Origin of the sequence: Pelagibacterium sp. H642, assembly GCF_031202855.1 — a bacterium.
Lineage (GTDB): Bacteria > Pseudomonadota > Alphaproteobacteria > Rhizobiales > Devosiaceae > Pelagibacterium.
Window position 1 is genome coordinate 288,807 of sequence record NZ_CP101829.1, and the last position, 23,209, is coordinate 312,015.

30 protein-coding genes and 1 tRNA gene are annotated in these 23,209 nt (G+C 60.1%); 12 read left to right on the forward strand and 19 right to left on the reverse strand.

Annotated elements, in window-relative coordinates; translation table 11 throughout:
• Positions 1–27: 27 nt before the first annotated feature.
• From guaB to NO934_RS01495, 7 genes are all read right to left on the reverse strand, one after another.
• Positions 28–1,530, reverse strand: coding sequence for an IMP dehydrogenase (gene guaB, locus NO934_RS01465; protein WP_309161804.1), 1,503 nt, complete (start codon positions 1,528–1,530; stop codon positions 28–30).
• Between the two features lie 190 nt (positions 1,531–1,720).
• Entirely contained in the window at positions 1,721–2,461 is a 741-nt protein-coding gene (locus NO934_RS01470) for a glycosyltransferase family A protein (protein ID WP_309161805.1), read from the reverse strand.
• Positions 2,462–2,653: 192 nt separating this feature from the next.
• Complete coding sequence (locus NO934_RS01475) at positions 2,654–3,028, reverse strand: FAD-binding oxidoreductase (protein ID WP_309163782.1); 375 nt, start codon at positions 3,026–3,028, stop codon at positions 2,654–2,656.
• Positions 2,920–3,351 (reverse strand): FAD-dependent oxidoreductase, encoded by a 432-nt coding sequence (locus NO934_RS01480; RefSeq protein ID WP_309163783.1) that lies wholly within the window; start codon positions 3,349–3,351, stop codon positions 2,920–2,922. Before NO934_RS01480 ends, NO934_RS01475 begins: the two co-directional genes overlap by 109 nt.
• Positions 3,327–3,716, reverse strand: coding sequence for an FAD-dependent oxidoreductase (locus NO934_RS01485; protein ID WP_309163784.1), 390 nt, complete (start codon positions 3,714–3,716; stop codon positions 3,327–3,329). Before NO934_RS01485 ends, NO934_RS01480 begins: the two co-directional genes overlap by 25 nt.
• A gap of 103 nt (positions 3,717–3,819) precedes the next feature.
• Positions 3,820–4,650, reverse strand: a complete 831-nt coding sequence (locus NO934_RS01490; RefSeq protein ID WP_309161806.1) for a metallophosphoesterase — start codon at positions 4,648–4,650, stop codon at positions 3,820–3,822.
• A complete protein-coding gene (locus NO934_RS01495; RefSeq protein WP_309161807.1) occupies positions 4,650–5,612 on the reverse strand; it encodes a diacylglycerol kinase family protein in 963 nt (320 codons plus the stop codon). Before NO934_RS01495 ends, NO934_RS01490 begins: the two co-directional genes overlap by 1 nt.
• A gap of 161 nt (positions 5,613–5,773) precedes the next feature.
• Between NO934_RS01495 and NO934_RS01500 the strand changes: the two genes are divergently transcribed.
• Positions 5,774–7,219 (forward strand): MFS transporter, encoded by a 1,446-nt coding sequence (locus tag NO934_RS01500; protein ID WP_309161808.1) that lies wholly within the window; start codon positions 5,774–5,776, stop codon positions 7,217–7,219.
• Here the strand turns inward: NO934_RS01500 and NO934_RS01505 are convergent.
• Both NO934_RS01505 and NO934_RS01510 read right to left on the reverse strand, forming a co-directional pair.
• Complete coding sequence (locus NO934_RS01505) at positions 7,216–7,932, reverse strand: RlmE family RNA methyltransferase (RefSeq protein ID WP_309161810.1); 717 nt, start codon at positions 7,930–7,932, stop codon at positions 7,216–7,218. The genes NO934_RS01500 and NO934_RS01505 overlap by 4 nt on opposite strands.
• Entirely contained in the window at positions 7,922–9,121 is a 1,200-nt protein-coding gene (locus tag NO934_RS01510; protein ID WP_309161812.1) for a Ppx/GppA phosphatase family protein, read from the reverse strand. Before NO934_RS01510 ends, NO934_RS01505 begins: the two co-directional genes overlap by 11 nt.
• Before the next feature lie 409 nt (positions 9,122–9,530).
• Here NO934_RS01510 and NO934_RS01515 point away from each other — a divergent pair, with 409 nt between their 5' ends.
• Both NO934_RS01515 and NO934_RS01520 read left to right on the forward strand, forming a co-directional pair.
• Complete coding sequence (locus NO934_RS01515) at positions 9,531–9,950, forward strand: hypothetical protein (RefSeq protein ID WP_309161813.1); 420 nt, start codon at positions 9,531–9,533, stop codon at positions 9,948–9,950.
• A 109-nt stretch (positions 9,951–10,059) separates the two neighbouring features.
• Positions 10,060–10,133, forward strand: a tRNA-Gln gene (locus NO934_RS01520).
• Positions 10,134–10,364: 231 nt separating this feature from the next.
• On the opposite strand, the gene NO934_RS01525 is transcribed toward NO934_RS01520, so the two are convergent.
• The 3 genes from NO934_RS01525 to NO934_RS01530 all read right to left on the reverse strand — a co-directional run bounded on the left by NO934_RS01525 (position 10,365) and on the right by NO934_RS01530 (position 11,492).
• The gene (locus NO934_RS01525) at positions 10,365–10,670 is read right to left on the reverse strand and encodes a hypothetical protein (RefSeq protein WP_309161814.1); all 306 of its coding nucleotides are present in this window, start codon (positions 10,668–10,670) and stop codon (positions 10,365–10,367) included.
• Positions 10,671–10,978: 308 nt separating this feature from the next.
• Positions 10,979–11,296, reverse strand: a complete 318-nt coding sequence (locus tag NO934_RS20610; RefSeq protein WP_375143272.1) for an HNH endonuclease — start codon at positions 11,294–11,296, stop codon at positions 10,979–10,981.
• A 1-nt stretch (position 11,297) separates the two neighbouring features.
• On the reverse strand, positions 11,298–11,492 hold the full coding sequence (locus NO934_RS01530; RefSeq protein WP_309161815.1) for a hypothetical protein: 195 nt from the start codon (positions 11,490–11,492) through the stop codon (positions 11,298–11,300).
• A gap of 101 nt (positions 11,493–11,593) precedes the next feature.
• On the opposite strand from NO934_RS01530, the gene NO934_RS01535 reads away from it, so the two are divergent.
• The 5 genes from NO934_RS01535 (at position 11,594) to NO934_RS01555 (ending at position 14,152) form a co-directional block, all read left to right on the forward strand.
• A complete protein-coding gene (locus NO934_RS01535; RefSeq protein ID WP_309163785.1) occupies positions 11,594–11,845 on the forward strand; it encodes a helix-turn-helix transcriptional regulator in 252 nt (83 codons plus the stop codon).
• A gap of 101 nt (positions 11,846–11,946) precedes the next feature.
• Positions 11,947–12,468 carry a hypothetical protein gene (locus tag NO934_RS01540; protein WP_309161816.1) on the forward strand — a complete coding sequence of 174 codons (522 nt, stop codon included), beginning with the start codon at positions 11,947–11,949 and terminating at the stop codon, positions 12,466–12,468.
• Complete coding sequence (locus NO934_RS20615; RefSeq protein ID WP_375143273.1) at positions 12,458–12,997, forward strand: helix-turn-helix transcriptional regulator; 540 nt, start codon at positions 12,458–12,460, stop codon at positions 12,995–12,997. Before NO934_RS01540 ends, NO934_RS20615 begins: the two co-directional genes overlap by 11 nt.
• Complete coding sequence (locus tag NO934_RS01550) at positions 12,994–13,578, forward strand: hypothetical protein (RefSeq protein ID WP_309161817.1); 585 nt, start codon at positions 12,994–12,996, stop codon at positions 13,576–13,578. Before NO934_RS20615 ends, NO934_RS01550 begins: the two co-directional genes overlap by 4 nt.
• Positions 13,579–13,723: 145 nt before the next feature.
• Positions 13,724–14,152: a thermonuclease family protein gene (locus NO934_RS01555; protein WP_309161818.1), complete on the forward strand. Its 429-nt coding sequence runs from the start codon at positions 13,724–13,726 to the stop codon at positions 14,150–14,152.
• A gap of 138 nt (positions 14,153–14,290) precedes the next feature.
• Here NO934_RS01555 and NO934_RS01560 read toward each other — a convergent pair whose 3' ends face one another.
• The gene (locus NO934_RS01560; RefSeq protein ID WP_309161819.1) at positions 14,291–14,587 is read right to left on the reverse strand and encodes a hypothetical protein; all 297 of its coding nucleotides are present in this window, start codon (positions 14,585–14,587) and stop codon (positions 14,291–14,293) included.
• Positions 14,588–15,019: 432 nt separating this feature from the next.
• Entirely contained in the window at positions 15,020–15,271 is a 252-nt protein-coding gene (locus tag NO934_RS01565) for a hypothetical protein (protein ID WP_309161820.1), read from the reverse strand.
• A gap of 394 nt (positions 15,272–15,665) precedes the next feature.
• On the opposite strand from NO934_RS01565, the gene NO934_RS01570 reads away from it, so the two are divergent.
• Together NO934_RS01570 and NO934_RS01575 are read left to right on the forward strand one after the other, a co-directional pair.
• On the forward strand, positions 15,666–16,421 hold the full coding sequence (locus tag NO934_RS01570; protein ID WP_309163786.1) for an SOS response-associated peptidase family protein: 756 nt from the start codon (positions 15,666–15,668) through the stop codon (positions 16,419–16,421).
• Positions 16,418–16,669 carry a hypothetical protein gene (locus NO934_RS01575; protein ID WP_309161822.1) on the forward strand — a complete coding sequence of 84 codons (252 nt, stop codon included), beginning with the start codon at positions 16,418–16,420 and terminating at the stop codon, positions 16,667–16,669. The genes NO934_RS01570 and NO934_RS01575 overlap by 4 nt, the downstream gene beginning before the upstream one ends.
• Before the next feature lie 384 nt (positions 16,670–17,053).
• Here NO934_RS01575 and NO934_RS01580 read toward each other — a convergent pair whose 3' ends face one another.
• From NO934_RS01580 to NO934_RS01600, 5 genes are all read right to left on the reverse strand, one after another.
• Positions 17,054–17,344: a hypothetical protein gene (locus tag NO934_RS01580; protein WP_309161824.1), complete on the reverse strand. Its 291-nt coding sequence runs from the start codon at positions 17,342–17,344 to the stop codon at positions 17,054–17,056.
• 281 nt (positions 17,345–17,625) lie between these two features.
• Positions 17,626–18,012, reverse strand: a complete 387-nt coding sequence (locus NO934_RS01585) for a hypothetical protein (RefSeq protein WP_309161826.1) — start codon at positions 18,010–18,012, stop codon at positions 17,626–17,628.
• Between the two features lie 38 nt (positions 18,013–18,050).
• Entirely contained in the window at positions 18,051–18,422 is a 372-nt protein-coding gene (locus NO934_RS01590; RefSeq protein WP_309161827.1) for a hypothetical protein, read from the reverse strand.
• 11 nt (positions 18,423–18,433) lie between these two features.
• Positions 18,434–19,036, reverse strand: a complete 603-nt coding sequence (locus tag NO934_RS01595) for a phage tail tip lysozyme (RefSeq protein ID WP_309161828.1) — start codon at positions 19,034–19,036, stop codon at positions 18,434–18,436.
• An 82-nt stretch (positions 19,037–19,118) separates the two neighbouring features.
• On the reverse strand, positions 19,119–19,415 hold the full coding sequence (locus tag NO934_RS01600) for a hypothetical protein (RefSeq protein WP_309161830.1): 297 nt from the start codon (positions 19,413–19,415) through the stop codon (positions 19,119–19,121).
• A gap of 876 nt (positions 19,416–20,291) precedes the next feature.
• Here NO934_RS01600 and NO934_RS01605 point away from each other — a divergent pair.
• Together NO934_RS01605 and NO934_RS01610 are read left to right on the forward strand one after the other, a co-directional pair.
• On the forward strand, positions 20,292–21,002 hold the full coding sequence (locus NO934_RS01605; protein ID WP_309161831.1) for an outer membrane beta-barrel protein: 711 nt from the start codon (positions 20,292–20,294) through the stop codon (positions 21,000–21,002).
• A gap of 259 nt (positions 21,003–21,261) precedes the next feature.
• A complete protein-coding gene (locus NO934_RS01610; RefSeq protein WP_309161832.1) occupies positions 21,262–23,160 on the forward strand; it encodes an acyltransferase family protein in 1,899 nt (632 codons plus the stop codon).
• The last annotated feature ends 49 nt before the right edge of the window (positions 23,161–23,209 follow it).

A 23,209-nucleotide genomic window follows, 5' to 3' on the forward strand; every position in this document is an offset into this window, starting at 1 on the left:
CAGCCAGAACGCAACGCCTACCATGGACTACTTGCCCCCGCGGTAGTTCGGGCTTTCGCGGGTGATGGTCACGTCATGGACATGACTTTCGCTCAGCGCCGCCCCCGAGATCTTCACGAAGGTCGCTTCGCGGCGGAAGGTTTCGAGGTCCTTGGCCCCGGTATAGCCCATAGCGGCGCGCAAACCGCCGGCGAGCTGGTGCAGCACCGCCCCGGCCTGGCCCTTGTAGGGCACCTGCCCTTCGATCCCTTCGGGCACCAGCTTCATGGTGTCGTTGACCTCCTGCTGGAAGTAGCGATCTGCCGAGCCACGCGCCATGGCGCCCACCGAGCCCATGCCGCGATAAGATTTGTACGAGCGGCCCTGGTAGAGATAGACCTCGCCCGGGCTTTCGTCGGTGCCGGCGAGCAGCGAGCCCACCATGGCGCAGGCCGCGCCGCCGGCGAGGGCCTTGGCCAGATCGCCCGAGAACTTGATGCCGCCATCGGCGATCACCGGCACGCCCTGCTTGTCGGCTTCCTCGGCACAGGCCATGACGGCCGCGAGCTGCGGCACGCCAACGCCGGCGACGATGCGGGTGGTGCAGATCGAACCCGGCCCAATGCCGACCTTGATGGCGTCAGCGCCGGCGTCGATCAGCGCCTTGGTGGCTTCAGCAGTCGCCACGTTCCCGGCAACGATGCGCGTGGAATTGCTTTCGCGCTTGACGCGCTCGACGGCCTCGGCGACGCGCACCGAATGGCCATGCGCCGTGTCGATCACCAAAAGGTCGACACCGGCGTCGATAAGCCCGAGCGAGCGCTCGAAGCCCTGGTCGCCGGTGGTCGAAGCGGCGGCAACGCGCAGGCGGCCCTGGGCGTCCTTGATGGCGTTGGGATGCAGTTGGGCTTTCTCGATGTCCTTGACGGTAATCAGCCCGATGCAGTTCTGGAATTCGTCGACCACAAGGAGCTTTTCGATGCGGTGCTGGTGCAGGAGACGCTTGGCCTCCTCCTGGCTCACACCCTCGCGAACGGTGATCAGGCCCTCACGAGTCATCAATTCGGAGATCTTCTGGCGGTCGTTGCTGGCAAAGCGCACATCGCGATTGGTGAGGATGCCCACCAGCTTGCCATTGTTGCGCCCGCCCGTGCCGCCATTGGCGACCACGGGAATGCCTGAGATCTTATAGCGGTCCATCAGCGCATAGGCATCGGCCAGCGTCGCATCGGGGCCAATGGTGATCGGGTTGACCACCATGCCGGATTCGAAATGCTTGACCTGCTTGACCTGTTCGGCCTGCTGCTCCGGGGTAAGGTTGCGATGGATCACCCCCATGCCCCCGGCTTGAGCCATAGCGATCGCCATTCTGGCTTCCGTCACCGTATCCATGGCCGAGGAGAGGATCGGCAGGTTGAGCGCGATGTCCTTGGTCACGCGGCTGCGGATATCGACGTCTGTCGGCAGCACGTCGGAACGGGCGGGCTGCAGCAGCACGTCGTCGAAGGTGAGCGCGGCGTCACCGGTAATTGAGGTAATGATCTTCGCCAAGGCCAGCCCCTTTCGTGCCCTTCATCGTGGAACGGATGAATGTCGATGGTTTAGCGTGGCGAGCCGTCGGCTTTGTGACCGCCCTGCCCGCCCGCGTTTGTCCGCTTGCCGGCGAAAGGAAAGACTCATCGCCAGCTTTTGGGTTGGCGAGGGTCAATAGCACCGCGATCGGGCTTTGGGAAGTGGGGCGCTACTCCCGGATATCCTGATATTCGGTCGTCGCCGGCTTACCGCGGAAGGTCATCGAAACGAAGTTTTTCGCATAGACAAAGCCGGTACGCAGGATTCCCTCATGCGCCAAGCGGCGGCCCGAGGTCTTGATGCGCAGCCGGTGCGTCCATTTGACCGGACCGATTTTGGACAGCCGCACGGCGACATCGGTATCCTCGCCGTAGAAGGAGATCGTGCGGTCATATCCGCCTGCCTTCTCCCAGGCCTCACGCCGAAACACGAAATTGCCGCCATGGATCACCGAACCGACGCGAAGGATGAAGCGGTTCACGATATAGGCGCCGTAAGTGAAGACGTAGAACACCTCCACAAGCGCACGCTGGCTACGCGTCAGGTCGTAATAGAAATACGGCCCTGAAAGGCAGACAAGTTCGGGATGCTTTGTGAACTCGTCGACTACGGTTGAAAGCCACCCCTCGGGTACCATGGTGTCCGCATCGATATTGGCCACCAGATCATAGCCGGCGCTCGCCGCAAAACCGGCATGCCGCGCATGAACAAGGCCCTTGTTCATCTCCTTGACGACGCGCACGCCGGGATAGCTCGCGGCAATCTCTCCGGTGCGGTCGGTCGAGGCGTTGTCGATGACGATGACATCGGCGGGCTGCCCGCTCCGCTTGACTTCGGCAAGGATGGCTTCGAGGCATTGCCCGATCATCGCTTCTTCATTGTAAGCGGGGATAACGAATGCGATTTTCATGCGGCCTTGCGAAATTGCTTTACTCTACGGTCGATAAGCGGGGGTAGAGGCCGTTTGTCAACGCGTCAAGACGGTGTTTTCATGGCGCTCGCCCGCCATTTCCACATATCGGTCGCACTAACTATCCGATTTGTGACAGATTGATGCAACACGAACATACCCAAACTTGCCTCACAGATCGGTCGTTTCCCCTCACAGCGCGAAAATATCGGCGTCCGTGTCTAGGCCACCGCCGATGGCCGTGGTGATCAGTTCGGCAGCGATACGCGCGAAGGTGATACTGTTGCCGCCATAACCCATAAGCGCAAATATCCTTGGACGCCGGGGCAATGGGCCAATCAGTGGCAGCCCGGTCACCGTGGTGCCGAAACTGCCGGCCCAGGCAAATTCGGGCGATGAATCGATCCGGGGCAGCAGGTTTGCAAGCTTCTCGCTCAGTCGCTTCGATTTTTCTCCGATCAACCGATCGCGCCTGTCTTCGTCACCGAAGGACTCGTCTTCGCCGCCGCAGATGATGCGCCCGTCATGAGTGGTGCGCAGATAAAGATAGGGATCGGACGCTCCCAGATGAGCGGCTCACCCGGCACGAGCGCCGATTTCGGCTGACGGCCCGTGGCGATCGCCCAGGTGGAAATGATCCTATGGCGATCCTCCTTGACGATATCGGTCAGTTCATACCCCGTCGCGAGCACCACATGGGAAGCGGAGATGGCCCGGCCCGATTTGGTTCTTACCGTAACGCCATTGGAGGAATGAACGAAATCGGCCGCTTCTTCGGGCGCGTAGATGCGGGCACCGCGCTCGGCGGCGCGCGTCAGAAGGCCGGTCGTCAGCTTGACCGGATCGAGCGCTAGATTGCCCTGGCTCAGGATCGCCCCATCCCGCTCGATTCCACCGAAAGCCCTGCCGCTGCGCGCTCATCGGCCTCCGCACGCAATGAAGAGCCCGAAAGCTGGTTGCCGGCGAGATAGAGCGTCTGCCGTGGCGACATCCGGCACGCGATCCCCAGTTCCTCGATGCGGCCCTTGAGATTGAGCACGGCCAGCCGGGCACGCCGCCATGCGCGGGTGGCTTTCTCGGACCCGATCTTGCCAGCCAGTTCGCGTAACGGCACATCGATCTCATATTGGACAAGTGCCGTGGTGGCAGGGGTAGAGCCACGTGACGGTCCTCGGCGGTCGAGAACGAGGACATCATGGCCAGCCTCGGACAACAGATCGGCCGCCATCGCCCCCGAAATGCCCGATCCTACCACCAAAACGTGGTTCTGACATCGCGGCTAAGCGGATGTTCTTCGATTTTCGTGGTGCAGTAAGAGAGCCATATCGAACGCCCCGTTCGGAGATCGAGTTTTCGTCTCAAGCCGGCTCCTGCGCCTTTTCGCGGGTAGCCCAACCTCCACCACCCCATTCACGCACACGAATGGTGATCTCGTCATTTTCGATATCGATGAGGTTGTAGGCGTTAGGCTCGCCACGCAGGCGCGTGGACGTCGTCGAGGCCGCCTGGGCGACCAGGATGTGTCCGGCAGCGCTCTCCCGCGGGCCAACTGGTTCGGACACCCGAACTTCGCCGATATGCTCGTGCTTGCGCACATAGGACATGTGAAAATGCCCCGACAGCACCAACCGCACGCCGATACGGGCGAAAGTCGCCAGCGCCTTGTCGGCGCGCCGCACCCGGTTCTGCTGTTTGCCCATCGGGCCTTCGGGCAGGAGAAGCGGGTGGTGCGCCACCACCACCTTGACCGTCTCGGGCGGCACCTGGGCGAAGCGCGCCTCGAGTTGTTCGAGCTGCTCTTGGCTGATCGCGCCATCGGCCCAGTTCAGCCCGCGCCAGTTGGCGCGGCGTGACGTCTTAAGCCCCGCCAATGCCACCCCGTCCCGCACGACGAACGGCTCCAGATCGCGGCTGATATAGCGGCGATAACAGCTATAGGGATTGAAGAAGCGCCGGATCAGATTGCGCTCCGGCACGTCGTGATTGCCCGGAACAGCCATGAACGGTGCCGGCAACGTGTCGAGAAATTCCCGGGCCTTGGCAAACTCCGCACGGCTTCCGATCTGGGTGAAATCGCCAGAGACGACGACGAGATCAGGCTTTTGCGCGGTGATTTCGGCTTCCATCGATTGGACCACGCTGTCGTCGTGATGGCCGAAATGCAGGTCGGAAAGGTGAACGATACGCATCAAGCCGTCTGTCCCATTGTGCCGGCGGCCTCCGATTGTTCCTCTGCGATCTCTTCCTTGATCGCGCGGAGCGGTGCAAGCACGGAAAGCGCGCGCGGATAGATCTTGAAATTCAGCGGCACCTCCATCGATGTCACCTCCCCGTCGATCATAAGCTGCAGGCGCGGCTTTTTCGACCGTATGGTGACGGTTTTTGCGGTCGAAATATCGAGGGCATCGTAATCGCGCCAGTGTCCAGCCAACATGCCCGTGGCCAGCTTGATCATGTCACCAAAATTAAGGTGGCGCAGCACATAGATGGTCAAAAGTCCCGTATCGAGTTTGTCGCGGTGGAAAAACCGGCCCAGCCCTTCGTCATAGGCGTTGGACGCGACGGCGATCGCCTGCACGCGTTCGATCCGGGTCTGGCCGTCGCCTGTCGCGATCTCCAGCGCCAATCTCCGGGCCCGCCCGATGCGACGGAAGAAATAGCGCATATAGCCGATCTTGGCCCCTACGCCCTGCCCCCGGATATATTCGCGACCCGCCGCCAGTTCGGGAATGACCCCAATCACCGCTTTATGAAGAAAAATGGTGCCGTTGACTTCCGAGACGTCTATGGCCAGTGGCTCCATGGTCGCCAGAGCATCCACGCATTCCTCCATGTCGAGCGGCACGCCCAGATCGCGCGCAAGAAGGTTCGCGGTGCCGAGTGGAAGAATGGCGAGGTTCTTGTCGCTGTCTATGACCGCTGTTGCCAACGCCGTGACCGTGCCGTCTCCGCCCGCCGCGATGATGGTGTCTGCATCGCTTTCGAGCGCTGTCTGGATCCGCTCGGACAGCTGTTTGTCGGGGTCGGCATCAATCGTGACGTCGAGCCCCCGCGCCTCGAATATCGCGCTGAGATCGGCTTCGGTGACTCCCAGCGCTTGGACGGTTCCGGAATTGACATTGAGCACAAGATGGAAGCGTCGCTGCGACATCGGTGGCCTGCGCAATTGAGGTTGGTTTTCCCTCAACGTCCGGAACGCCCGATTGGTTCGCCGGACTGAAATAATCCTCCGCCTCGGATTGTCACGCCGGGCGAGAGGGGTGATGATACAATCGACAATTCAATAGATTCACATCCCGCCGGACTTTTCCCTTGTCCCGTCTCATTCCGCTGATCCTGGCGGTGGCCCTGTTCATGGAAAACATGGATGCCACCGTCATCGCGACATCGCTTCCGGCCATCGCCGCGGATATCGGCTCCACGCCGGTGGCGCTCAAGCTGGCCTTCACTGCTTATTTCGTGGCGCTGGCCATCTTCATTCCCATGAGCGCCTGGCTGGCCGACAAGTTCGGCGCCAAGAACGTCTTCCGCGGCGCCATCCTGGTGTTCGTGGTCGGATCGATCGCCTGCGCCTTTGCAGGCTCCCTGCACGAATTCGTCATGGCGCGCTTTCTCAAGGGAATGGGCGGAGCGATGATGACGCCGCTCGCCCGCCTCATCCTGTTGCGCACCACCCCGCGCACCGAACTCGTCAACGCCATGGCCTGGCTCACCATCCCCGCGCTGATCGGCCCCACCCTGGGACCGCCCATCGGCGGGTTCCTCACAACATTCCTTTCCTGGCACTGGATCTTTCTCATCAACGTGCCCATCGGGCTCTTGGGCGTCGTGCTCATCACCAAATTCCTGCCGCATGTGGAATCGGCTGAGTTGCATCCCATTGATTTTCCCGGCCTCGCTCTCTGTGCTGTTGCCTTTTCGGGTATCGTTTTCGGGCTGTCGCTGCTCTCGATGCCCGTACTGCCCCTCTGGATCGCCATCGCTTCGACTGCCATCGGTGTCGCGGCGGTGCTGATCTACATCCCCTATTCCCTCAGGATCGATCACCCACTGCTCGACCCGCGTCTGTTCTTGCAGCCGACTTATCGCGCGGCAGTCCTGGGCACTGCGTTCTTCCTGATCGCGGCCGGCGCAACCCCGTTCCTGCTGCCACTCATGCTGCAGGTCGGCTTCGGCTATTCGCCGTTCGAAACCGGGCTCATCACCTTCGTCGCCTCGCTGGGCGCGCTGGCCATGAAATTCATGGCCAAACCGATCTATGAGCGCATCGGCTTCCGCACGGCACTCTTGGCCGCTGCGATCCTTTCGCCCATCGGCATGGCCATCCAGGGATCCTTTGTCGCCAAGACGCCCATAGTGGTCATGATGCTGGTCATTTTCCTCGTGGGTCTGGTCCGCTCCATGTATTTTACCGGGCAGAACGCCTTGGCCTTCGCCGATATCGAAGACGATCAGGCCGGCCCCGCCACCGCTATTCATTCGGTGATGCGTCCGATCGCCACCGCCCTGGCGGTCGCCATGGCCGGCGGTGTGCTCGAATTGAGCAGCCATCTGCGGGGCGAGCCATTGGGCGTTATCGATTTCCACGTCGCATTCTACGTGATCGCCGCCATATCGCTGTTGGCGGTGATCCCCTATCTGCGTTTGGCAAAAGACGCCGGCAGCGAGGTCTCCGGCCACCGAACAGCCGCCCAACGGGCTGCGGCACTCGAAAAGGCGAGCGAAAAAGGCTTCGAAGGCCGCGCGCCGCGCTTTTAATCCTGCCGCTCGCCCTTGAACCCGCGCGCGATAAGATAGGTCTCGGCCGATTCCGCGCGGCTCGAGGGCGGCTTGGCATGGAAGGTCGAGGCGAAATTGCGCTTGAGCATGGCCAACAGCTCGTGCTCGGTCCCGCCCTGGAACACCTTGGCCACGAACGTTCCTCCCGGCGCCAGGACATCGAGCGCGAAATCGGCGGCGATTTCCACGAGCGCCACAATCCGCAGGTGGTCGGTGGGTTTATGTCCTGTCGTGGGTGCCGCCATGTCGGAAAGCACGATATCGGCCTTGCGTCCACCAAGCAGGGCGATCAGCGCCTGCGGCGCGTCCTCGTCGGTAAAATCCTTCTGCAGCAGCGCGGCGCCAGGCACCGGATCCATTTCCAGGTAGTCGATCCCCACTACCGTCGGGTTTTCCGGGTCCGATTTCACGGCCTTGACGGCCACCTGGCACCATCCACCGGGCGCCGCCCCTAGGTCGACCACCCGCATGCCAGGTTTGAGCAGCCCGTATTTCTCGTCTAGTTCGAGAAGCTTGAATGCCGACCGCGCCCGCCAACCTTCTGCGCGCGCGCGGGCGACATAGGGGTCGTTGAGCTGGCGCTGCAGCCACAACGTCGAGGATGTCGTCCGCTTGCGCGCCGTCTTGACCCGGGTCTTGAGGTCCCGTTCGCCGCGCCGCCCGGAGCCTTTGCCTGTGGGTTTATTGGGCATCGCTCCCTCCTCTGCGTCTGCGGCTCGGGCGGGGACGCATCCACACGCGGTCGTCCGACATCATCGAAATGAGAATTCCCTCGCGCAGCCCTCGGTCGGCCACGCGGATCCGCTGGCATGGCCATTCGCGGCGGATAGCCTCGAAAATGGCACAGCCGGGGATGACCAGATCGGCCCGTTCCCGCCCGATGCAGGGATTGGCCATGCGTTTTTCATAGCTCATGGCCAGCAATACGCGCATGGTCGCGTCCACATCGTTGGCATGCATCCAGAGCCCATCGACCTTGGCGCGCTCATAGCGCTCAAGCCCAAGATAGAGCCCGGCAAGCGTGGTTACCGTTCCCGACGTGCCGAGAAAATGCACCGGATGGCTGCCCAGCATGTTGCGAAGCTTGTCGCGTCCCCGGAAGTGACGCAATTGCTGGGTGACGTGATCGACCATTGCCTCGAAAACAGCCGGCGTCACGTCGACGCCGCCGAACTTTTCGGCGATCGAAACCACCCCGACAGGCAGCGACTGCCAGGAGCGGATCGAAGCGGAGGTCTTGCCCTGGTTGCGCGGACGCCCGCCACGGAAATCGAGCCAGGCGAGTTCGGACGAACCGCCACCGATATCGAACAGGATGGCGCCTGGCGCATCGATTTCGATCAGATCCGCGCAGCCGGTCACCGCCAGTTCCGCTTCGGTTTTGCGGTCGATTACCTCGAACTGCAGGCCCACCTCGCGCTTGACGCGGCTGAGAAACGCAGCCGAATTGGTTGCCGCGCGGCACGCTTCGGTTGCGACGATGCGCGCCTTGATACCCTCATGTTGGGCGAGCTTGCCGCGGCAGAGCTTGAGCGCCTCGATCGTACGCTCCATCGCCGCTTCAGAAAGCCGGCCGGTCTGGCTCAGCCCCTCCCCTAGTCGAACGATGCGCGAAAAGCCATCAAGCACGCGAAAGCCGTTCTCAGTCGGCTTGGCGATCAGGAGACGGCAATTGTTGGTGCCCAGGTCGAGCGCGGCGTAAATGGGAGCGCGCTTCTTGCGCGTCCCGCCGGATTTGGCTTGCGATGTCCACCGCGGCCCGCGCTTGGCGCCCGGATGCGCCTTTGCGTCGTCGCGATCATGCCGGACTGGTTCGCGTCCACGCTCCCGCGCATGAACACTGGCCGCCGGCAAGGCGGTGGACCGATGGGAATCGGTCACTCGGTTCTCCGTGCTGCCTGGTCGCCCTATAGGACCCCGGGACGGGTTCGTTTCCCCTTCCCGCACCCGGTCGAATGGCGCCCGAGGCAGATCATTTTTCACTTCGAAGCCACGGTAGTCCATCGCGGCAGGTAACGCAATCATCCCGCGCGACAGCGCTCGCCGGCACCTGGTCAATTTGTGGCCACAAAAATCCAGTTTATCCCACGTCTACGGGAGGGGGGCCGCAGTCGCGCAGTCCCCATGCACGCCTCCATGCGTGATCAACCTGCCCGTTTGCGGAACATCCTCCAATTGGCCGATCCGCTCGCGACGGTTTTCGTCTGCCAATGACTTCTCGGAACCAAGTGCCGGTCCATCCAGTGCTCTGGTTGTACTGTGCCTCATAGAGCCCAAGGACAATATTAAAGTGATGCGTCTTGTCTTTTCGCTTCTTCTCGCCGCCTTCGCTGCCTCCATCGTCAACACCCCCGCTTCCGCCAGGGACGCACAAACCGTCATCAACGTCATGCTCAGCGAGCTTGGCGCCACCCGCCCCTCCGGATGTCCCGGTCGCTGGTGCGCATGCTATCTCGACACCGTCCTCGCCCGCACAGGCCTCGCCCCACGGGGCTCGAACCAGGCGCGCGATTTTGCCAACTACGGCGCCGAGGCCGCTCCGGGCACGGTGGGCTCCATCATGGTGATGTCCAGTCATGTGGGCGTGGTGGTCGGCGCTTGCGAAAACGGTCAGGTCCAGATCGTTTCGGGCAATTATTCCAACCGGGTTGCCCTTGGCTGCTACAGCCCCAACCGCGCCATCGCCTGGCGCGCCCCGGTGCGTCATTAAACTCACCGATGATTGAAATTGCGGGCTTGAAATCGCCAACGTGTGCCGCTAAACAGGCGCAACTCTTCCGGAGCCATCCGGTTCGAGGCAAGCGGCAAGCTCGCACTGGTGGGGAATAGGTTAACGGTAGACCCACGGACTCTGACTCCGTTAGTCCTGGTTCGAATCCAGGTTCCCCAGCCAAACAAAATCAATGACTTAGCCGGAAAATCCCTCAGAAACGTGTCGCACATGTCGCGGAATCTGTGGGAATGTAAGTCATTGATTTGCAACGTGTGACGATCATCGGAGGCAGCGGACCGCGACACACGCGCGACATGCTTCGCGCCGATTCCGCCTGTTGTAGCCCCTACCCTACAAACAAAAACCCCACCGCCGTTAAGCGATGGGGTCTGCGTGACGATGTGGCGCAGTTCAGCGACTCGCTAGAGCAGCCGTAGTGGCCGCTGCCCGCCGGCGCGCCTCGGTCAGCATCCGGGTGTGGACTCGGGTCTGTGCCTCTGCAAGCACTTCCTTGTCCTTTTTTGCGTGATAGCTGGGCTCATCTTGCCCGACGAACGCACCTGCATCGTCGGCATCGGCGTAAAGCGTGGCGAGGGCCAACCGAACCTCCCGCCGCCGCTTCTTTTGGCCTGCCTTCAACGTCCTCATTTCCTCCTGCAGCGGGCGGATTTCGGCCAGCAGGCGTTCCCGTTCCAGGCTACTCATATCATTACCCATTTCAATTCTCCTCTTCTTGCGCCACTCGAGCGCATGTCAAAACGTGCTCGGCGAAGCCCACGCATGGATGTGCCGAACGAGCCCTTGCGGGCGGTTGCGATGTATGGAAGAGCCGCGAAATGGGTTGCGAGCGGCAAACGGCCTTATTCAGGCGCGTCCTCAACCATACGAAGTCAGCCGGACGTGTCAAGCTGATCTGTCAGACCGCTACCCCTGCAAGCGCCGTCACCGGTGGCTCCACCCGTCCACTGCGGAACGGGCGTGTGGTGAGAGGCAGCGGATAAAAGCGCCGGGGCAGCGTTGCAGCGTCACCCCGGCCGCCAGCCGTTACAATAGGCCAGCATTCGCTCGAGCGACCGAACATGCCGCTGGCGGATCGTTGCAAATAGGACCCACGGCATCGAACCGCGAAGCGAATTACACTCGTAGCAAACCAGGGCCAGGTTCTCCAAGCGGTCGGTGCCGCCTTCTGCCCTGCGCTGCAGGTGCTCTATCGTTTCCGTATTCCAGTATGGGCGACCGCCCGGTCGAGTCGAAGTAGTGAGCCGCCTCTGACAATACGCGCACCTGCCGTGCTGAGCAGCTCGCAGGACCTTTGCGATGCGGTTGCGGCGACGCCTACGCATCTCACCGACCTGGCGCCAGCTCGTCCATCACAACGGCGGCAAACATCTCTTCAAACGGCACACCTTCCTCGCGCGCAGCCTCGGCGGCAATTCCGATGTAGAGGTAGAGATCCGACAGCATCAACGGTCTGTCTTTGATGATAGGTTTGGAGCGAGCGAAAGGGATAACGTTCGTGCCGGCGGTGTCAGTTTGCATGTCGTGCTCTCCATCAACGAAAATCGTTTACCATTAACGAAAAACACGAATCTTTCAGCGTGTCAACGATTTCCGTTTATGGTACACGCTTTCGCATGATGATGACATTGACGCCTGAACAGTCCCGTTCCGCTCGCGGCCTTCTTGATTGGTCGCAGGAAGAGCTAGCGGCCCGTTCCAACTTAAGCGGGAGCACTATTCGCGACTTCGAGAAGGGTCGGCGAGTGCCAGGCCCAAACAACCTTGCGGCTGTTCGGGCTGCCTTGGAGGCAGCGGGTATCCAGTTCTTGTCGCCAGGAGATGCCGCCATCGGCCCCGGAGTGGCTTGGGCAAATCCGCCTTCGCGGTCTTGACCCCTCACCTCCCGCTGCTACATTCCACCTGCACGTTGTCACCACCGACGCGCACAAACCTCAGAGGAGAGCCACATGATGCTAACCGCAACTGAGGTCGTATGTCTGATTTCGCCCCCCTCGAAAAAATCTACACGCTCGCCGAGGCCTCTGAACGGCTGCGGCTGAACAAGAACGCGCTGGCACGAATAGCGCGGCGGACAGGGCATTGCTCTGTGACCGGACGCACGGTGCTGTTCAGTGAGTCTGACCTGATCGCGATTTGGAAAGGAATCAGGGTCGAGCCGACTAGAAAGGTGGCGCGTGTAGCTCACGTTGGAACCATCGCCAGCGACGACCGTCTCGAATTGTTTTTCGGCCCCAAAGTTCTGGTTGATAAGCGGGTAGTCGTCATTCTCCAGTGGTTGAGCACGCAAAAACGCCCCAAAACACTTGCCGACATTGCGAGATGCGGCCCGCGCACCATCGAAGAACTCTTGCGAAAGGGACTGGTGGTCGATCGGGGGAAGGATGCCGGCGGCCATACGATGATTACGATCTCCCCGGCTGGCAGAAACGAGCTTACGAAGATCGAGCGCTGGAAAGAGCGGCGCAGGAAGGCAGGGCTTTCAGATGCGTACTAAGCGCCAAGACGCCCTCCCCCACTCCCTGGCGCCCATCGGCCTCAGCCGCGAAGTCGCCGCAGCATTCATCGACGTCAGCCCGTCGAAGTTTGATCAGATGGTAGCAGATGGCCGTATGCCGAAGCCGAAGCGGATCGACGGACGGCGCGTGTGGGATCGCACGAAGATTGAGCGTGCGTTTTCTAACCTGCCGGGAGATGAGGATTTCGAGGAAGATGAACTGGTTTTCGAGGTTGGCACGCCGAGTGCCTACTCGACCCAACACAAACCTTTTCTCCCCAACGAAGACGTTCCGGAGGAATACCGCAAGCCGATGGGGGCAAATCCAACCAAACTGGAGCGCAGACTTCTGAAGGCGCTTTATGACGCTCGGCCAAATCTTGTCAGCATCAATGGCATGAAAGGCATCAGCATCGGAACCATCCGTCGGCTCGCAGTGCGGGGTTATATCGAGGATGAAGATGATCTGGAGTACCATGAAGCTAGGATTAGCGCAGAAGGCATCGCAGCCTATGAGGCGCTTCGATGACAGACCAACCCGACAAAGACACCCCAATTCGCTTATCAGAGGCCGTCAAGCTTGCGTTCCCGTTCGGCGGCATGACGGTGAGCGGGCTTCGTCGTGAGGCTGCCCGCGGTCGCCTAGTGATGGAGAGGATCGCTGGAAAGGACTTCGTCACGCTTGCTGCTATCGAGGAGATGCGGAAGGCGTGCGTGGTTGAACCGGAGCCGTCCCGGCCGGCACCTCGGCCACGGGCGCAGTGGCGGGAGGCTCCGAGCGATGCAGAGGCATCACGGTCCGCAGAAGCCTTATTTCGGAGACTTGATCATCAATCGAAGCGAGACAAGTACACCTTCGCTTCTGCCGCTGCTCGAGCGATCGAGCTCGGCGCGGATGAGCGCTTGCTGGGAAGGCTGATCGTCGAAATCGGAAAAATTAAAATGGACGATCTGGATCAGCACCACCTGAATTCTGTGGCGGCCAAAATTGTGCCGGAAGGTGGAAAGGGGAAAATCGAGCGGCAGGTGTTCCGCCCGTTCATGCGCGCCTGGCGCTTGGCTGTGCGCGAGAACCTGGCCGATGAGCGGGAGTGGGTGTGCCCGTCGTGAGCTTGGCCTAAACTTATCCCCCACCTTCCTACGTCGGTTACGCTGCCTCCATTGAACGTCTATGGAGAGCGGTTATGCACCTACAAGAATGGAAACTGTTGCTGCGGATCGTCGCGGCTGTGATGGACTACCTGTTGGAGCGACTATGGTACGGAATGCGATAATTGTTGGCTTGGCGGTGGGTTGGATCGGCATATCGCCAGTGCAAGCTCAGCCTGCGCTGGATATGTGCGCACCTAACCAGCGCAACACGCCGGACAAGACCTGCATCGTCGATGGCGATACGCTCTGGCTCAATGGCGAGAACATCCGCCTCGAAGGCTTCGATACACCAGAGCCTCAGACAAACATTTGCGGCGGTGACCAGGAGAAGGCGCTGGCCGCACAGGCAAGCGCCAGGCTCCGCGATCTGCTCAACGGCAACGAATGGACGATCGAGCGGGACGGCATGGACCGCAACGGGCGGACGCTGGCAACGATCAGGATCGGCGGCCGCGATGTCGGGGAATGGCTTGTGGAGGAACGTCTGGCCCGCTGGTGGCCGGATGGCGAGGAATGGTGGTGCGCCGATTGATGCGAAAACCGGTCTGCCGAGTTTTGGGGGCTCAAAGGCAAACCGGTTCCACCCTTTAGCGGGAGTGTCCGCCGCAACAGGGTCTTCACGGTGTCGTGAACAATTGCGGCAAGTATGGGGCGCGCCGAGCCCTGTCCCTTAGCTATTCAGCTTTTGGAGCCATCGCGCCGTCCTGGACGGGCGGTATTTTCGCGTAACCTTACGCTCGAACGGGTAAGCAGAGCTGCGATAAAAATCCGCGATATCCTCACCCGCGAACGAGCGATCGCCAACAATCATGCGGGCGCCCCGAAGGCTAACGGGCGCAGCCTCTTCCATGGCGAACCGAACAGCTTTCGCCGCTGTGGGAAACTCACGAGATCCCTCTTGTTTTGCGTTATGCCAGTCGCTGCCCAGGTACAGGGCCGCGCGGGCGTTCATTTCGATGTTTGTCATAGTTCCTTTGCCGGGCAATGACCCGACCAACGTTGAAGCGCCTCAAGCCGCTTTCAGCGAGGCGCTGTTTAAATTCGATTCTATTGGGAGAATCCGGACGGCTGCCGCGATCGGCGCATCCGGATAGGTATATGGTTCGCGAATGCGCCGTTTACAAGCCCGGAGACAACCGGGCTTGTTTTCCCCTTGCGCGGAGGGGAGACGTGCATCACCTTGCCCGCATGTCTCCACTCGCGCGCTTGCTTCTCATCGCCGGTGTTCTTGGAATCGTCCTCAGCCTCGTGCTAATCGCGCGAACACTCCTCGGATTTTGAGAATGACGCGCGACGATCCCGATCCTTATATCGATTTCCCAGAGCCAGATGCTGAGGAGCACCATCCGCGCCGGGTGCGCAGGCCGCATGCCGACCGCAGACCACCGTCGAGCAGACGCTAGACCAGCGGCTCCTGCAGAAACGTCAGCGTGTCGCGATCGAGGAGATAGATCTTCGTGTAGGGCCGCGAGACATTGTACTCGCCGCTGATGGGATCGAAGATCGAGAACCGGATGCCGGCGAAGTGCATCGCCCACGCCTCTTCGTAGGTGAGCCGCAATTTCTCGCGGTTCCTGCCGTTGAGGAAGATCGTGTAGCGCCCCGGCGCTGGGGTGCCTTGCGGCGAATGATCCACTGCTGGTTCAGCCATCTTGCTCTCCTTCGATCGGATTCCTATTATGAGAACAAAATGAGAACAAGTAGGCTTCTGATCACAAATGGCGCGCAGAAAAGGAGAGATGACGCCGGCGCAGGTCGACCGTGAGTTTCCGCATCAAATTGCAGTTCCCGCCAGCGTGATCGTTTCGCCTGCTATGCGGCGCGCTCATGGCGCCTGCGAGCGCGGTCACTCCATCGTTCACGAGAACGACTGGTGGAATGTCATCTGCTTTCCGACCAGGGAGCAGGCGGAGCGGTTTGGCCGGATTGTCGACGGTCTATGGGTTGACCCAAGGGAGCGTGGTCGCGGCCACAACTGGATGAAGTGGACACCCAAGGAAACTCCGCTACCTTTCAGCGAAACAACCATCATCACGGATGGCAGGATGTGCAATCTCTATTCGATGACCAGTAACGTGCAGGCGATCCGGGATTTCGTTCGCGAGAGCCGCCGGGCTCAACTGAGCCTTCATGCCAATCTCGGCAACTTCCCGCCCCTGCCCGGCATCTATCCTGACTATCTGGCGCCGATCATCCGCAACATGGACGATCTCACATCGGAACTGGCCATGGTGCGCTGGGGCATGCCGTCGTCATCCCGCGTGCTCTATGAAGCCGCCCGCGCACGCGCCAAGAAGATACAGGACAAGGAGAAGCGCGAGCTCAGCCCTGAGGAGTTCGAGCGGCTGGTGCGGATGGAACCCGATCGCGGCGTCACCAATGTGCGCAACACCGACAGCCAGCATTGGCGCCGGTGGCTGGCGCCCCGCTTCCGGTGCGTCGTCCCGTTCACATCGTTCAGCGAGTTCAACAAGGACGCCGGCGGGGATATCTGGTTCGCATTCGACGACAGCCGCCCCCTCGCCTTCTTCGCCGGCATCTGGGCGCCGCAATGGACCTGTGTGCGCAAGATCAAGGAAGGCGAAGTCACAACCGACCTATTCGCCTTTCTCACCACCGATGCCAACGCCGAGGTGAAGGCAATCCATCCCAAGGCGATGCCGGTGATCCTGACGACGCCCGACGAGGTGGAGACCTGGCTGACCGCGCCATGGAGCAAAGCCAAGGCGCTACAACGCCCCCTGCCCGATGGCATGCTCAAGATCGTCGCTCGAGGCGTGAAGGAGGATGGATTACTATGAGCAAACCCACCCCACCCACCAAGCTAATTGTCGTCATGGCCTTTGAAGATGACGGCGAGGGCGGCTTGCGGCCTGCCTTCGAGCCCCGTGAGTTCCAGAGCGAGCAGCGCGCCAGGATCGAGGCAGGATCGCTGGTCAATAGCTACCCGGCCGTCATAGCCTGGTCGCGCCAGGCGCGGCCGGACATCGGCGAATATGGCGAGCCGGCCATCCTGTTCCAGCACGGTGATGTGCCGGATATGGAGTGACGCACCCAATCAAAACGCAAAACTTTCTCAATTACTTCATGGGTTAGAAAGGGGAACGGCTGAGCTTCTCGGGCGCTTGTGTACCGAATCGATAACGAGAAAGAGATAACGATGCCCATTGACCGCCCAATAGGGAAGCCGAGCGCGAAGTCTTGCCGTGCAGCGTTGAGAGACGAATTCGATTCCCTTGTGCGACGAGCGGCCATGCAGGGATGGCCTCGCTCGACAATGAGTCTCGCGATAAGCGATCTAGCCAAAGAACTGGAGCAACGCACCATCGCTTATGAGCGGGCAGGCATACCGAACGCTTCCCTCGATCAGGATTAAGTAGTGCCTTGAAGGGATATCGACAGGCCCACGAGCCGCAGCCGGCTGCGGGAAATCTCAGTCGATGGATATCCTGAACGGCTGACCAAAGCGCTCGAGGATGTCTTTGCCTGCCCAGCTCTTCGATAATTCGCCGGCTAGATCGTTGAACGTCTCATAAACCTCAACCCTGTGCAGCGCAGTCGAATTCCGTGAGGCATTCCGCTCCTGTTGGAGAATGAACTTGCCGCCAGAAGTTTCGTACACTCTGAGCCGACCCATGCCTTGATAGTATCGGTCAAGCAGGCACTCGCCCTCAAATTCAAGGTCCGGCCCGCCAGGATTATAGATTACGAATTCTGTTGCCATACTCATTCATGCCGCGACCGCAGCAGTTTCTCCTTCGTCGCCTCGCCCGGTCCCCACAGGACCATTCCATCTAGCATGTGGGGTAACGGACAGCAAACTAGGGGCAAGCCGCACCAACCTCTTTCCCTCCCGAATGAACGTGAATGAGGGTTCAGAGCCTAGGGAAAGAAATGCTCGGCCGGGGTCCAGTGCTTCCGCTAGGCGCGATGAGCTGGCCCGGCCCCAAATGGGGAGGGCGGCCGCAACTGGGATGCGTTGGATATAGTGGAACCACGCACCCATCAAGGCGCACCGTTCAACTTGCTGACAATCACGTCCCAGGCCCAATAGAAGAATGCACCGATCGATGCGCCGGCAATGCCAACCATCGACAGGACCGTCATGCCGGTAATCTTCCACCGCTTGACCTCATTGATCGTCGGCATGACCTCATTGGTGAGTTTGACATCAAAGCTATTGAGCCGTTCCCTGACCTGAGCATCGATGCCGGCGCTGATCTTGATGTCAGTCTCAATTGCCCCTACCCGCTCATAAAGCGCCCTTCGGCTTTCGCTCGAGGCGACGTTCTGTTCCTTGAGCAGGCGTTCGATGGAATCGAGCTTGTCGTCCAATCCATCGAGACGCCCTTCTATGCGACCGATGTCGCGCTGTGTCGTATCGTCAGCCATTGAGCCCCGTCATGTGCTGGTGTGGTCGGTCGGCGGGATCAGCCCTTGGCGCGGTCCACAATCGGGCCGTGATAGCCGGTGATCGCCCGGGCCTGCTCTTCGGTGAGCACAGGCACCTCGATCTTCTTCTTGTCGCTGGTGACCACTTGCGGTCTCACCGTTGCGCGCCAGGAGCGCCACTGGTTGATGGCCAGGACCGCAAAGCCGAACGCACTGCCCAGCGTCACCTCCTGCCAGTTGCCCTGCAGCACTGTCAGGATTGCCGACTGCGTGAGCGGATCGAGCTGCAGGAACAGGGTGAGTAGGCCACCGAGGATGCCGGCCAACCAGCCGCCCCAGTCGAAGATGCGGCGCACGATCCAGCCGAGCGCCGCGTTGGTCTTGATAGCCGTGAAGATGCCCGTGAGCATGTCGTTTCCTTTCAGCGGGTCAGGATGTAAAAAGCCCCGGCGAGTGCCAGGGCTGCGAAGATGATGGTTGCGGGCCAGTTGACTTTGGGCGGCGCCTTTGCGCCGTCAGGAACAGGCGTAGGATCGGGGATGGGGATGCCGCCTGCCAGCGTCTTGCGGAACTCATCCATGGCGATGCAGGCCCACTGCTTGCGGCTGTTGTAGTGCTTCACGCCAGCGCGCAGGAACGCCTTCTCGAACGCCTCGACCTTGGCATCCAATCCCTTGGCCGCCTTCAGCTTCCCGATGGCCTTTCCTTCGGTTCCCTCGATGCCTTTCAGCTCGAGGAACAGATAGGCGTAGTTCGCTTCATCGCTTGCCGGGTCTTTGCCGGTGCGGGCGCAGTAGGCTTCGAAGGCGCGGCGGCGCGGGCCAGTCCATTGAGCCCAGCCCCAGCCGCCACGGGAACCCGCCACAACGGGCTTGAACTCCTGCATGGCGGTAAAGCCCAGGCTCTCGTGCCCGAGGTTGCCGACGATTGCCGCCGCGTCTTCTGGCGTGATTGGAAAATCCCGCACGAGCTGGGCCATGATCCCAGGCGCTTTCGCGCGGAACGTCTGTTCAGCGTTGGCCATCGTGGCCTCCTTGTCGATGAATGAATAAAAAAGGGCCGCCCTCTCGGACGGCCCTGGCGGATCGAATTAGATCGAATTGGACTCAGAAGTCCAAGCCTGCCTCGACTTCAATGCAGCGCACGAAAATGGCCCAGCTCGCTAATGCGCACGGTACGGAGAATATTAGGGCGGCAATAACGAGCACCATGAAAGGTGCAGAGAACCAAAGTCCAAAGAACATCACTATTCCAATACCAATGAGCCAGGCGTTGGCGGAGAAAAATAGTGTTGCCGGCATAGCGTGGAGAATTGCCTGTCGAGGTGTTCGCTTGTCTTCCGATGTGAAGCGCGGCGCGCGCAGGTAGGAAAGGGCGCTAGCCCTGAAACTGGCGTCGGTCATAAATACTCTCATCTGAGAACCAAACAAAACTGCCGAGCCGGACCGCCAATGGCAGCCAGGCGGAGTTGATCGCCGGTGAACAGCGGGGTTATCAGATGAGTGGCGGGCCTCTCGGAGTGGGGTTCCCCGGAAATGCCATTAGCAGGACGACGACACCTGCCGTCGGCCGATCTACGACCGGAGGACCGGATAATTCGAGCGGGTCCGCGAGCCTCGGTGGAGCAGGTAACTCCTTGGGTTCAGGACTGTCAGACCGGGCTACTACGAGCTGACCGGCTTGGGGCCGCAGTGTTTCGCGGTCTTGCTCCGCAACCGAAATGGACGGGCCGCTGAGCGCCGCTGCGGATGGCACGCTGTACTCCTGCACAAGCGGAATGCCCACAAGCAGAAGGACCAGGAGTGTGAAAACAATAGCCAATGGTCGCAGCGACATGAACGAGCCATAACCCACCGAGTGAAAGAGCGCCACTCACTTTGGAAACGAGTCCCACGAAGGTCATGGGCGGGCGGCGTGAATGGATGGGCCTGTCTGTCAGATGTGAATCATGGCAACCGCGCGCGATCATCTCCATTCAGGGTACGCAATGCCAGTACTCATTGCTTTACCTCCCAACGAGCCGCTCATCGACTCGCCCCTACTCCCCCGATGGGCGGCTCACCCTCCATCCAATGATGTAATTGCCGAGACGATGGGTTCGTGAGCCTATGAGGTGGTCTGGCTCTGACGCCTTTGGCCAGTCTCCCCAACTCTCAGTCAGGCTCGGCTCCGGTCGGGCCTTTTTCTTTGACTGTGTTAGTCGCCGCTGCACTCAGCTCTCGACTAGTGCCGAATTGCCACATTCTTGACTAAATGTACGGTCGACGCCGGAACCCGCAATGGACAATATGACCAAATCACGGCAAAAACGTGAGACTTCAAATTGGAGCACACCACATATGAAGACTCTTCTCGCTGTTTCTGTATTCGCGGTCGCCGCTGTTGCCGGTCAGGCTTACGCCGCTGATCCGATCATGCCCGCACCGGTCGTTCCCGGCCCGGTGGTCGACACCTCGTCCGTCTGGGACGGGTTCTATGCCGGTGTTAACGGCGGTTACGGCTGGGCCGACGCCGAAGTCGATGGCGTTGATTTCCCTGAAGACATCGACGGCTGGCTGGGCGGCGCTCAAGTCGGTTACAACGCTGCTTTCGGCGGCGTCGTGGTCGGCGTTGAAGGCGACTACCAGTTCTCCGACGTCAAGTGGGAAGACGAAATCGTCCCGGGCGTTGACGCCAATGTTGGTATCAACCACTTCGGCACGGTTCGCGCCCGCATCGGTGCTGACCTCGGCACTTTCATGCCCTACCTGACAGCCGGTGTCGCTTTCGGTGAACTCGGCGGCGAACTCACCGACGGTGTTACCACTGTGAGCGCCGAAGAATACGGCTGGGGTTGGACGGCCGGCGCAGGTGTTGAAGCCATGATCATGGACAACCTGTCCCTCAAAGGCGAATACCTCTACGCCACCTTCAACGAAGTTGACCTCGAAGGTTTCGATGTCGACGCCGAAGCTCACATCGCTCGTATCGGTCTGAACTTCCACTTCTAAGAGATACCCTGCCCCACCTCTTTAGCACGGGGGCTGGTGGTTTGGGGGAGAGGCTCGGCTTTGGCCGGGCCTCTTTTTTGATGCCTTTACGGCTGGGCGGGATTGTGGTGTCATTCGTCCCATTGATTGGGGGATCAGATGAATTTCAAGGCTTTTGATTGGCCTGTGGGTTGGCCCACCAATCGTCTTGCTTCTGCACGGCAGCCGAATTTAGGGCCTGCCCTGCGGACGGGGATTGTTGCATTTGCAACTCCGTGGCATGCAGCAGCCCATGGAACCGGAAAGCTCTTATCGTAAAGACATCGATGGATTGCGAGCGGTAGCGGTGCTGCTGGTGGTGTTCTACCACTACGGCATTTCGCCCTTTACCGGCGGATTCGTCGGTGTTGATGTCTTCTTTGTCATCTCTGGCTATGTGATCACGTCGAAAATTCGGCGGGAGACAGCGTCCGGCACCTTCTCGCTGCGAGGCTTCTACATCGGCCGCGCCCGTCGTCTATTGCCTGCTCTCATAGTGATGATTGCCGTCAGCCTTTTAGCAGGCTGGTTCCTGCTCATGCCCTCAGACTACCAGTCTCTGGGGCAACAGGCAGCCTATGCGGCAGTCGGGATTTCCAACTTCTATTTTTTGGGCAATAGCGGATATTTTTCCCGCGCCGCAGACCTTCTGCCGCTGCTCCACACATGGTCGCTTGGCGTAGAGGAACAGTTCTATCTCCTGTGGCCCCTTCTCCTGCTCTTGGTTACGCGGAAAGCGCTTTCCGACAAGCTATCGATCCTCGCCCTTTCAGCGTTGATCATTGTCAGCCTTGCGCTCTCCATCGTGATAGTGGCGAACAATCAACCTACGGCGTTTTACATGCTCCACACGCGGGCATGGGAACTGGCAATTGGAGGTTTGATCGCCTTCATGCCGAGGTTGAGGTGGTCGACGGCCCCCAACATCATAGGGATGGTCCTAATCATCGCTGGCGCCGTTTTGCTCGACGCCAGGTCCCCTTTTCCGGGCGCGCTTGCGATCCCCGTCTGTATTGGCTCCGCTCTCCTTGTTTGGCCCAAAGCGAATCCGGACGTGATTGCCGACGGCCTAAGCTCCCGCCCTATGGTGGGCCTCGGTAAGCTTTCATATTCGCTCTATCTTTGGCACTGGCCAATTCTCGCGTTCTATCGCCACTGGAACTTCGAACAAGAGCCCGACCGCTTCACAGCTTCTGTTCTGATATTACTCAGTTTGGTTGCTGCATGGCTGTCGTGGCGGTTTGTTGAGAAGCCTTTCCGAAAACCTACTGACTCCCCGATCAGGTTGCCTCCACTAATTCCGGTGGGGAGCGCAACTGCAATTCTCATAGGCGTATTGGTTATGGCTAGCTCAGGTTTTCCGTCACGTTTGCCAGCTGAGGCGTTGACGATAGCGGCCGGAGCCGCGGACGTCAGCCCTCTCCGATCGAGCTGTCATAGGACGAACTTTCGGGAGAACACCGCCGTCGCGGAGAGCTGCATCATGGGCGATACCAATTCGATCCCACACCTTCTTTTGTGGGGCGATAGTCACGGAGTCGAGCTTTCCTACTGGCTCGGCCAACATTTGGCCACGACGCAACAATCCCTTCGTTCAGTGACTTATTCAGGCTGTCCGCCGGGGCTCTACGCCGCCATTTCCAGCCGCCCCAACTGCCCTGCCCACAATGAAGCAGTGCTAGATTATATCCTGTCCGACGACAGCACTGATCAAGTTCTCTTGGTCGGGAGATACTCACGAACCTTTCAAGAAGACCCGGGAGATTTCACGCGTGGCATGATAGATGCTGTGTCTGCACTGGCTGCGGCCGGGAAGGAAGTGTCTATACTCACGCCGATCCCCGAATATCCCTCATCCATACCTCACGTCATTCCTCAGATGATGTTGCGCAAAGCAGCGAGCGAGATGACGTTGCCGATTGATGCCTACCAGCGAGAGAACGGGGAAATTCTGAGTCTACTAGAGCGTTTAGGCAAGGTTCCTGGGGTCACACTAATTCGTGCAACGGAAGCGCTTTGCCCCAATGGTATTTGCCAAAGCGTCGAAGACGGACACTCACTATACTTCGATGAGCACCACCTTAGCAACTATGGCGCGCAGCTACTGGTCCAACGGACCTTTGGTGCGCAATCATTATAGCGTTGCACGGGTTTAAAGCTCTGAAATCCTATCGACAGGATTTTCCTCC

Excerpts from the sequence above, each read along its gene's own strand:
- NO934_RS01470 (WP_309161805.1), bottom strand. The coding sequence starts at position 2,461 with ATGAAAATCGCATTCGTTATCCCCGCTTACAATGAAGAAGCGATGATC.
- NO934_RS01490 (WP_309161806.1), bottom strand. The coding sequence starts at position 4,650 with ATGCGTATCGTTCACCTTTCCGACCTGCATTTCGGCCATCACGACGAC.
- NO934_RS01495 (WP_309161807.1), bottom strand. The coding sequence starts at position 5,612 with ATGTCGCAGCGACGCTTCCATCTTGTGCTCAATGTCAATTCCGGAACC.
- NO934_RS01505 (WP_309161810.1), bottom strand. The coding sequence starts at position 7,932 with ATGCCCAATAAACCCACAGGCAAAGGCTCCGGGCGGCGCGGCGAACGG.
- NO934_RS01525 (WP_309161814.1), bottom strand. The coding sequence starts at position 10,670 with ATGGGTAATGATATGAGTAGCCTGGAACGGGAACGCCTGCTGGCCGAA.
- NO934_RS20610 (WP_375143272.1), bottom strand. The coding sequence starts at position 11,296 with ATGCGTAGGCGTCGCCGCAACCGCATCGCAAAGGTCCTGCGAGCTGCT.
- NO934_RS01530 (WP_309161815.1), bottom strand. The coding sequence starts at position 11,492 with ATGCAAACTGACACCGCCGGCACGAACGTTATCCCTTTCGCTCGCTCC.
- NO934_RS01535 (WP_309163785.1), top strand. The coding sequence starts at position 11,594 with ATGACATTGACGCCTGAACAGTCCCGTTCCGCTCGCGGCCTTCTTGAT.
- NO934_RS01540 (WP_309161816.1), top strand. The coding sequence starts at position 11,947 with ATGTCTGATTTCGCCCCCCTCGAAAAAATCTACACGCTCGCCGAGGCC.
- NO934_RS20615 (WP_375143273.1), top strand. The coding sequence starts at position 12,458 with ATGCGTACTAAGCGCCAAGACGCCCTCCCCCACTCCCTGGCGCCCATC.
- NO934_RS01550 (WP_309161817.1), top strand. The coding sequence starts at position 12,994 with ATGACAGACCAACCCGACAAAGACACCCCAATTCGCTTATCAGAGGCC.
- NO934_RS01555 (WP_309161818.1), top strand. The coding sequence starts at position 13,724 with ATGGTACGGAATGCGATAATTGTTGGCTTGGCGGTGGGTTGGATCGGC.
- NO934_RS01560 (WP_309161819.1), bottom strand. The coding sequence starts at position 14,587 with ATGACAAACATCGAAATGAACGCCCGCGCGGCCCTGTACCTGGGCAGC.
- NO934_RS01565 (WP_309161820.1), bottom strand. The coding sequence starts at position 15,271 with ATGGCTGAACCAGCAGTGGATCATTCGCCGCAAGGCACCCCAGCGCCG.
- NO934_RS01570 (WP_309163786.1), top strand. The coding sequence starts at position 15,666 with ATGTGCAATCTCTATTCGATGACCAGTAACGTGCAGGCGATCCGGGAT.
- NO934_RS01575 (WP_309161822.1), top strand. The coding sequence starts at position 16,418 with ATGAGCAAACCCACCCCACCCACCAAGCTAATTGTCGTCATGGCCTTT.
- NO934_RS01580 (WP_309161824.1), bottom strand. The coding sequence starts at position 17,344 with ATGGCAACAGAATTCGTAATCTATAATCCTGGCGGGCCGGACCTTGAA.
- NO934_RS01585 (WP_309161826.1), bottom strand. The coding sequence starts at position 18,012 with ATGGCTGACGATACGACACAGCGCGACATCGGTCGCATAGAAGGGCGT.
- NO934_RS01590 (WP_309161827.1), bottom strand. The coding sequence starts at position 18,422 with ATGCTCACGGGCATCTTCACGGCTATCAAGACCAACGCGGCGCTCGGC.
- NO934_RS01595 (WP_309161828.1), bottom strand. The coding sequence starts at position 19,036 with ATGGCCAACGCTGAACAGACGTTCCGCGCGAAAGCGCCTGGGATCATG.
- NO934_RS01600 (WP_309161830.1), bottom strand. The coding sequence starts at position 19,415 with ATGACCGACGCCAGTTTCAGGGCTAGCGCCCTTTCCTACCTGCGCGCG.
- NO934_RS01605 (WP_309161831.1), top strand. The coding sequence starts at position 20,292 with ATGGACAATATGACCAAATCACGGCAAAAACGTGAGACTTCAAATTGG.
- NO934_RS01610 (WP_309161832.1), top strand. The coding sequence starts at position 21,262 with ATGCAGCAGCCCATGGAACCGGAAAGCTCTTATCGTAAAGACATCGAT.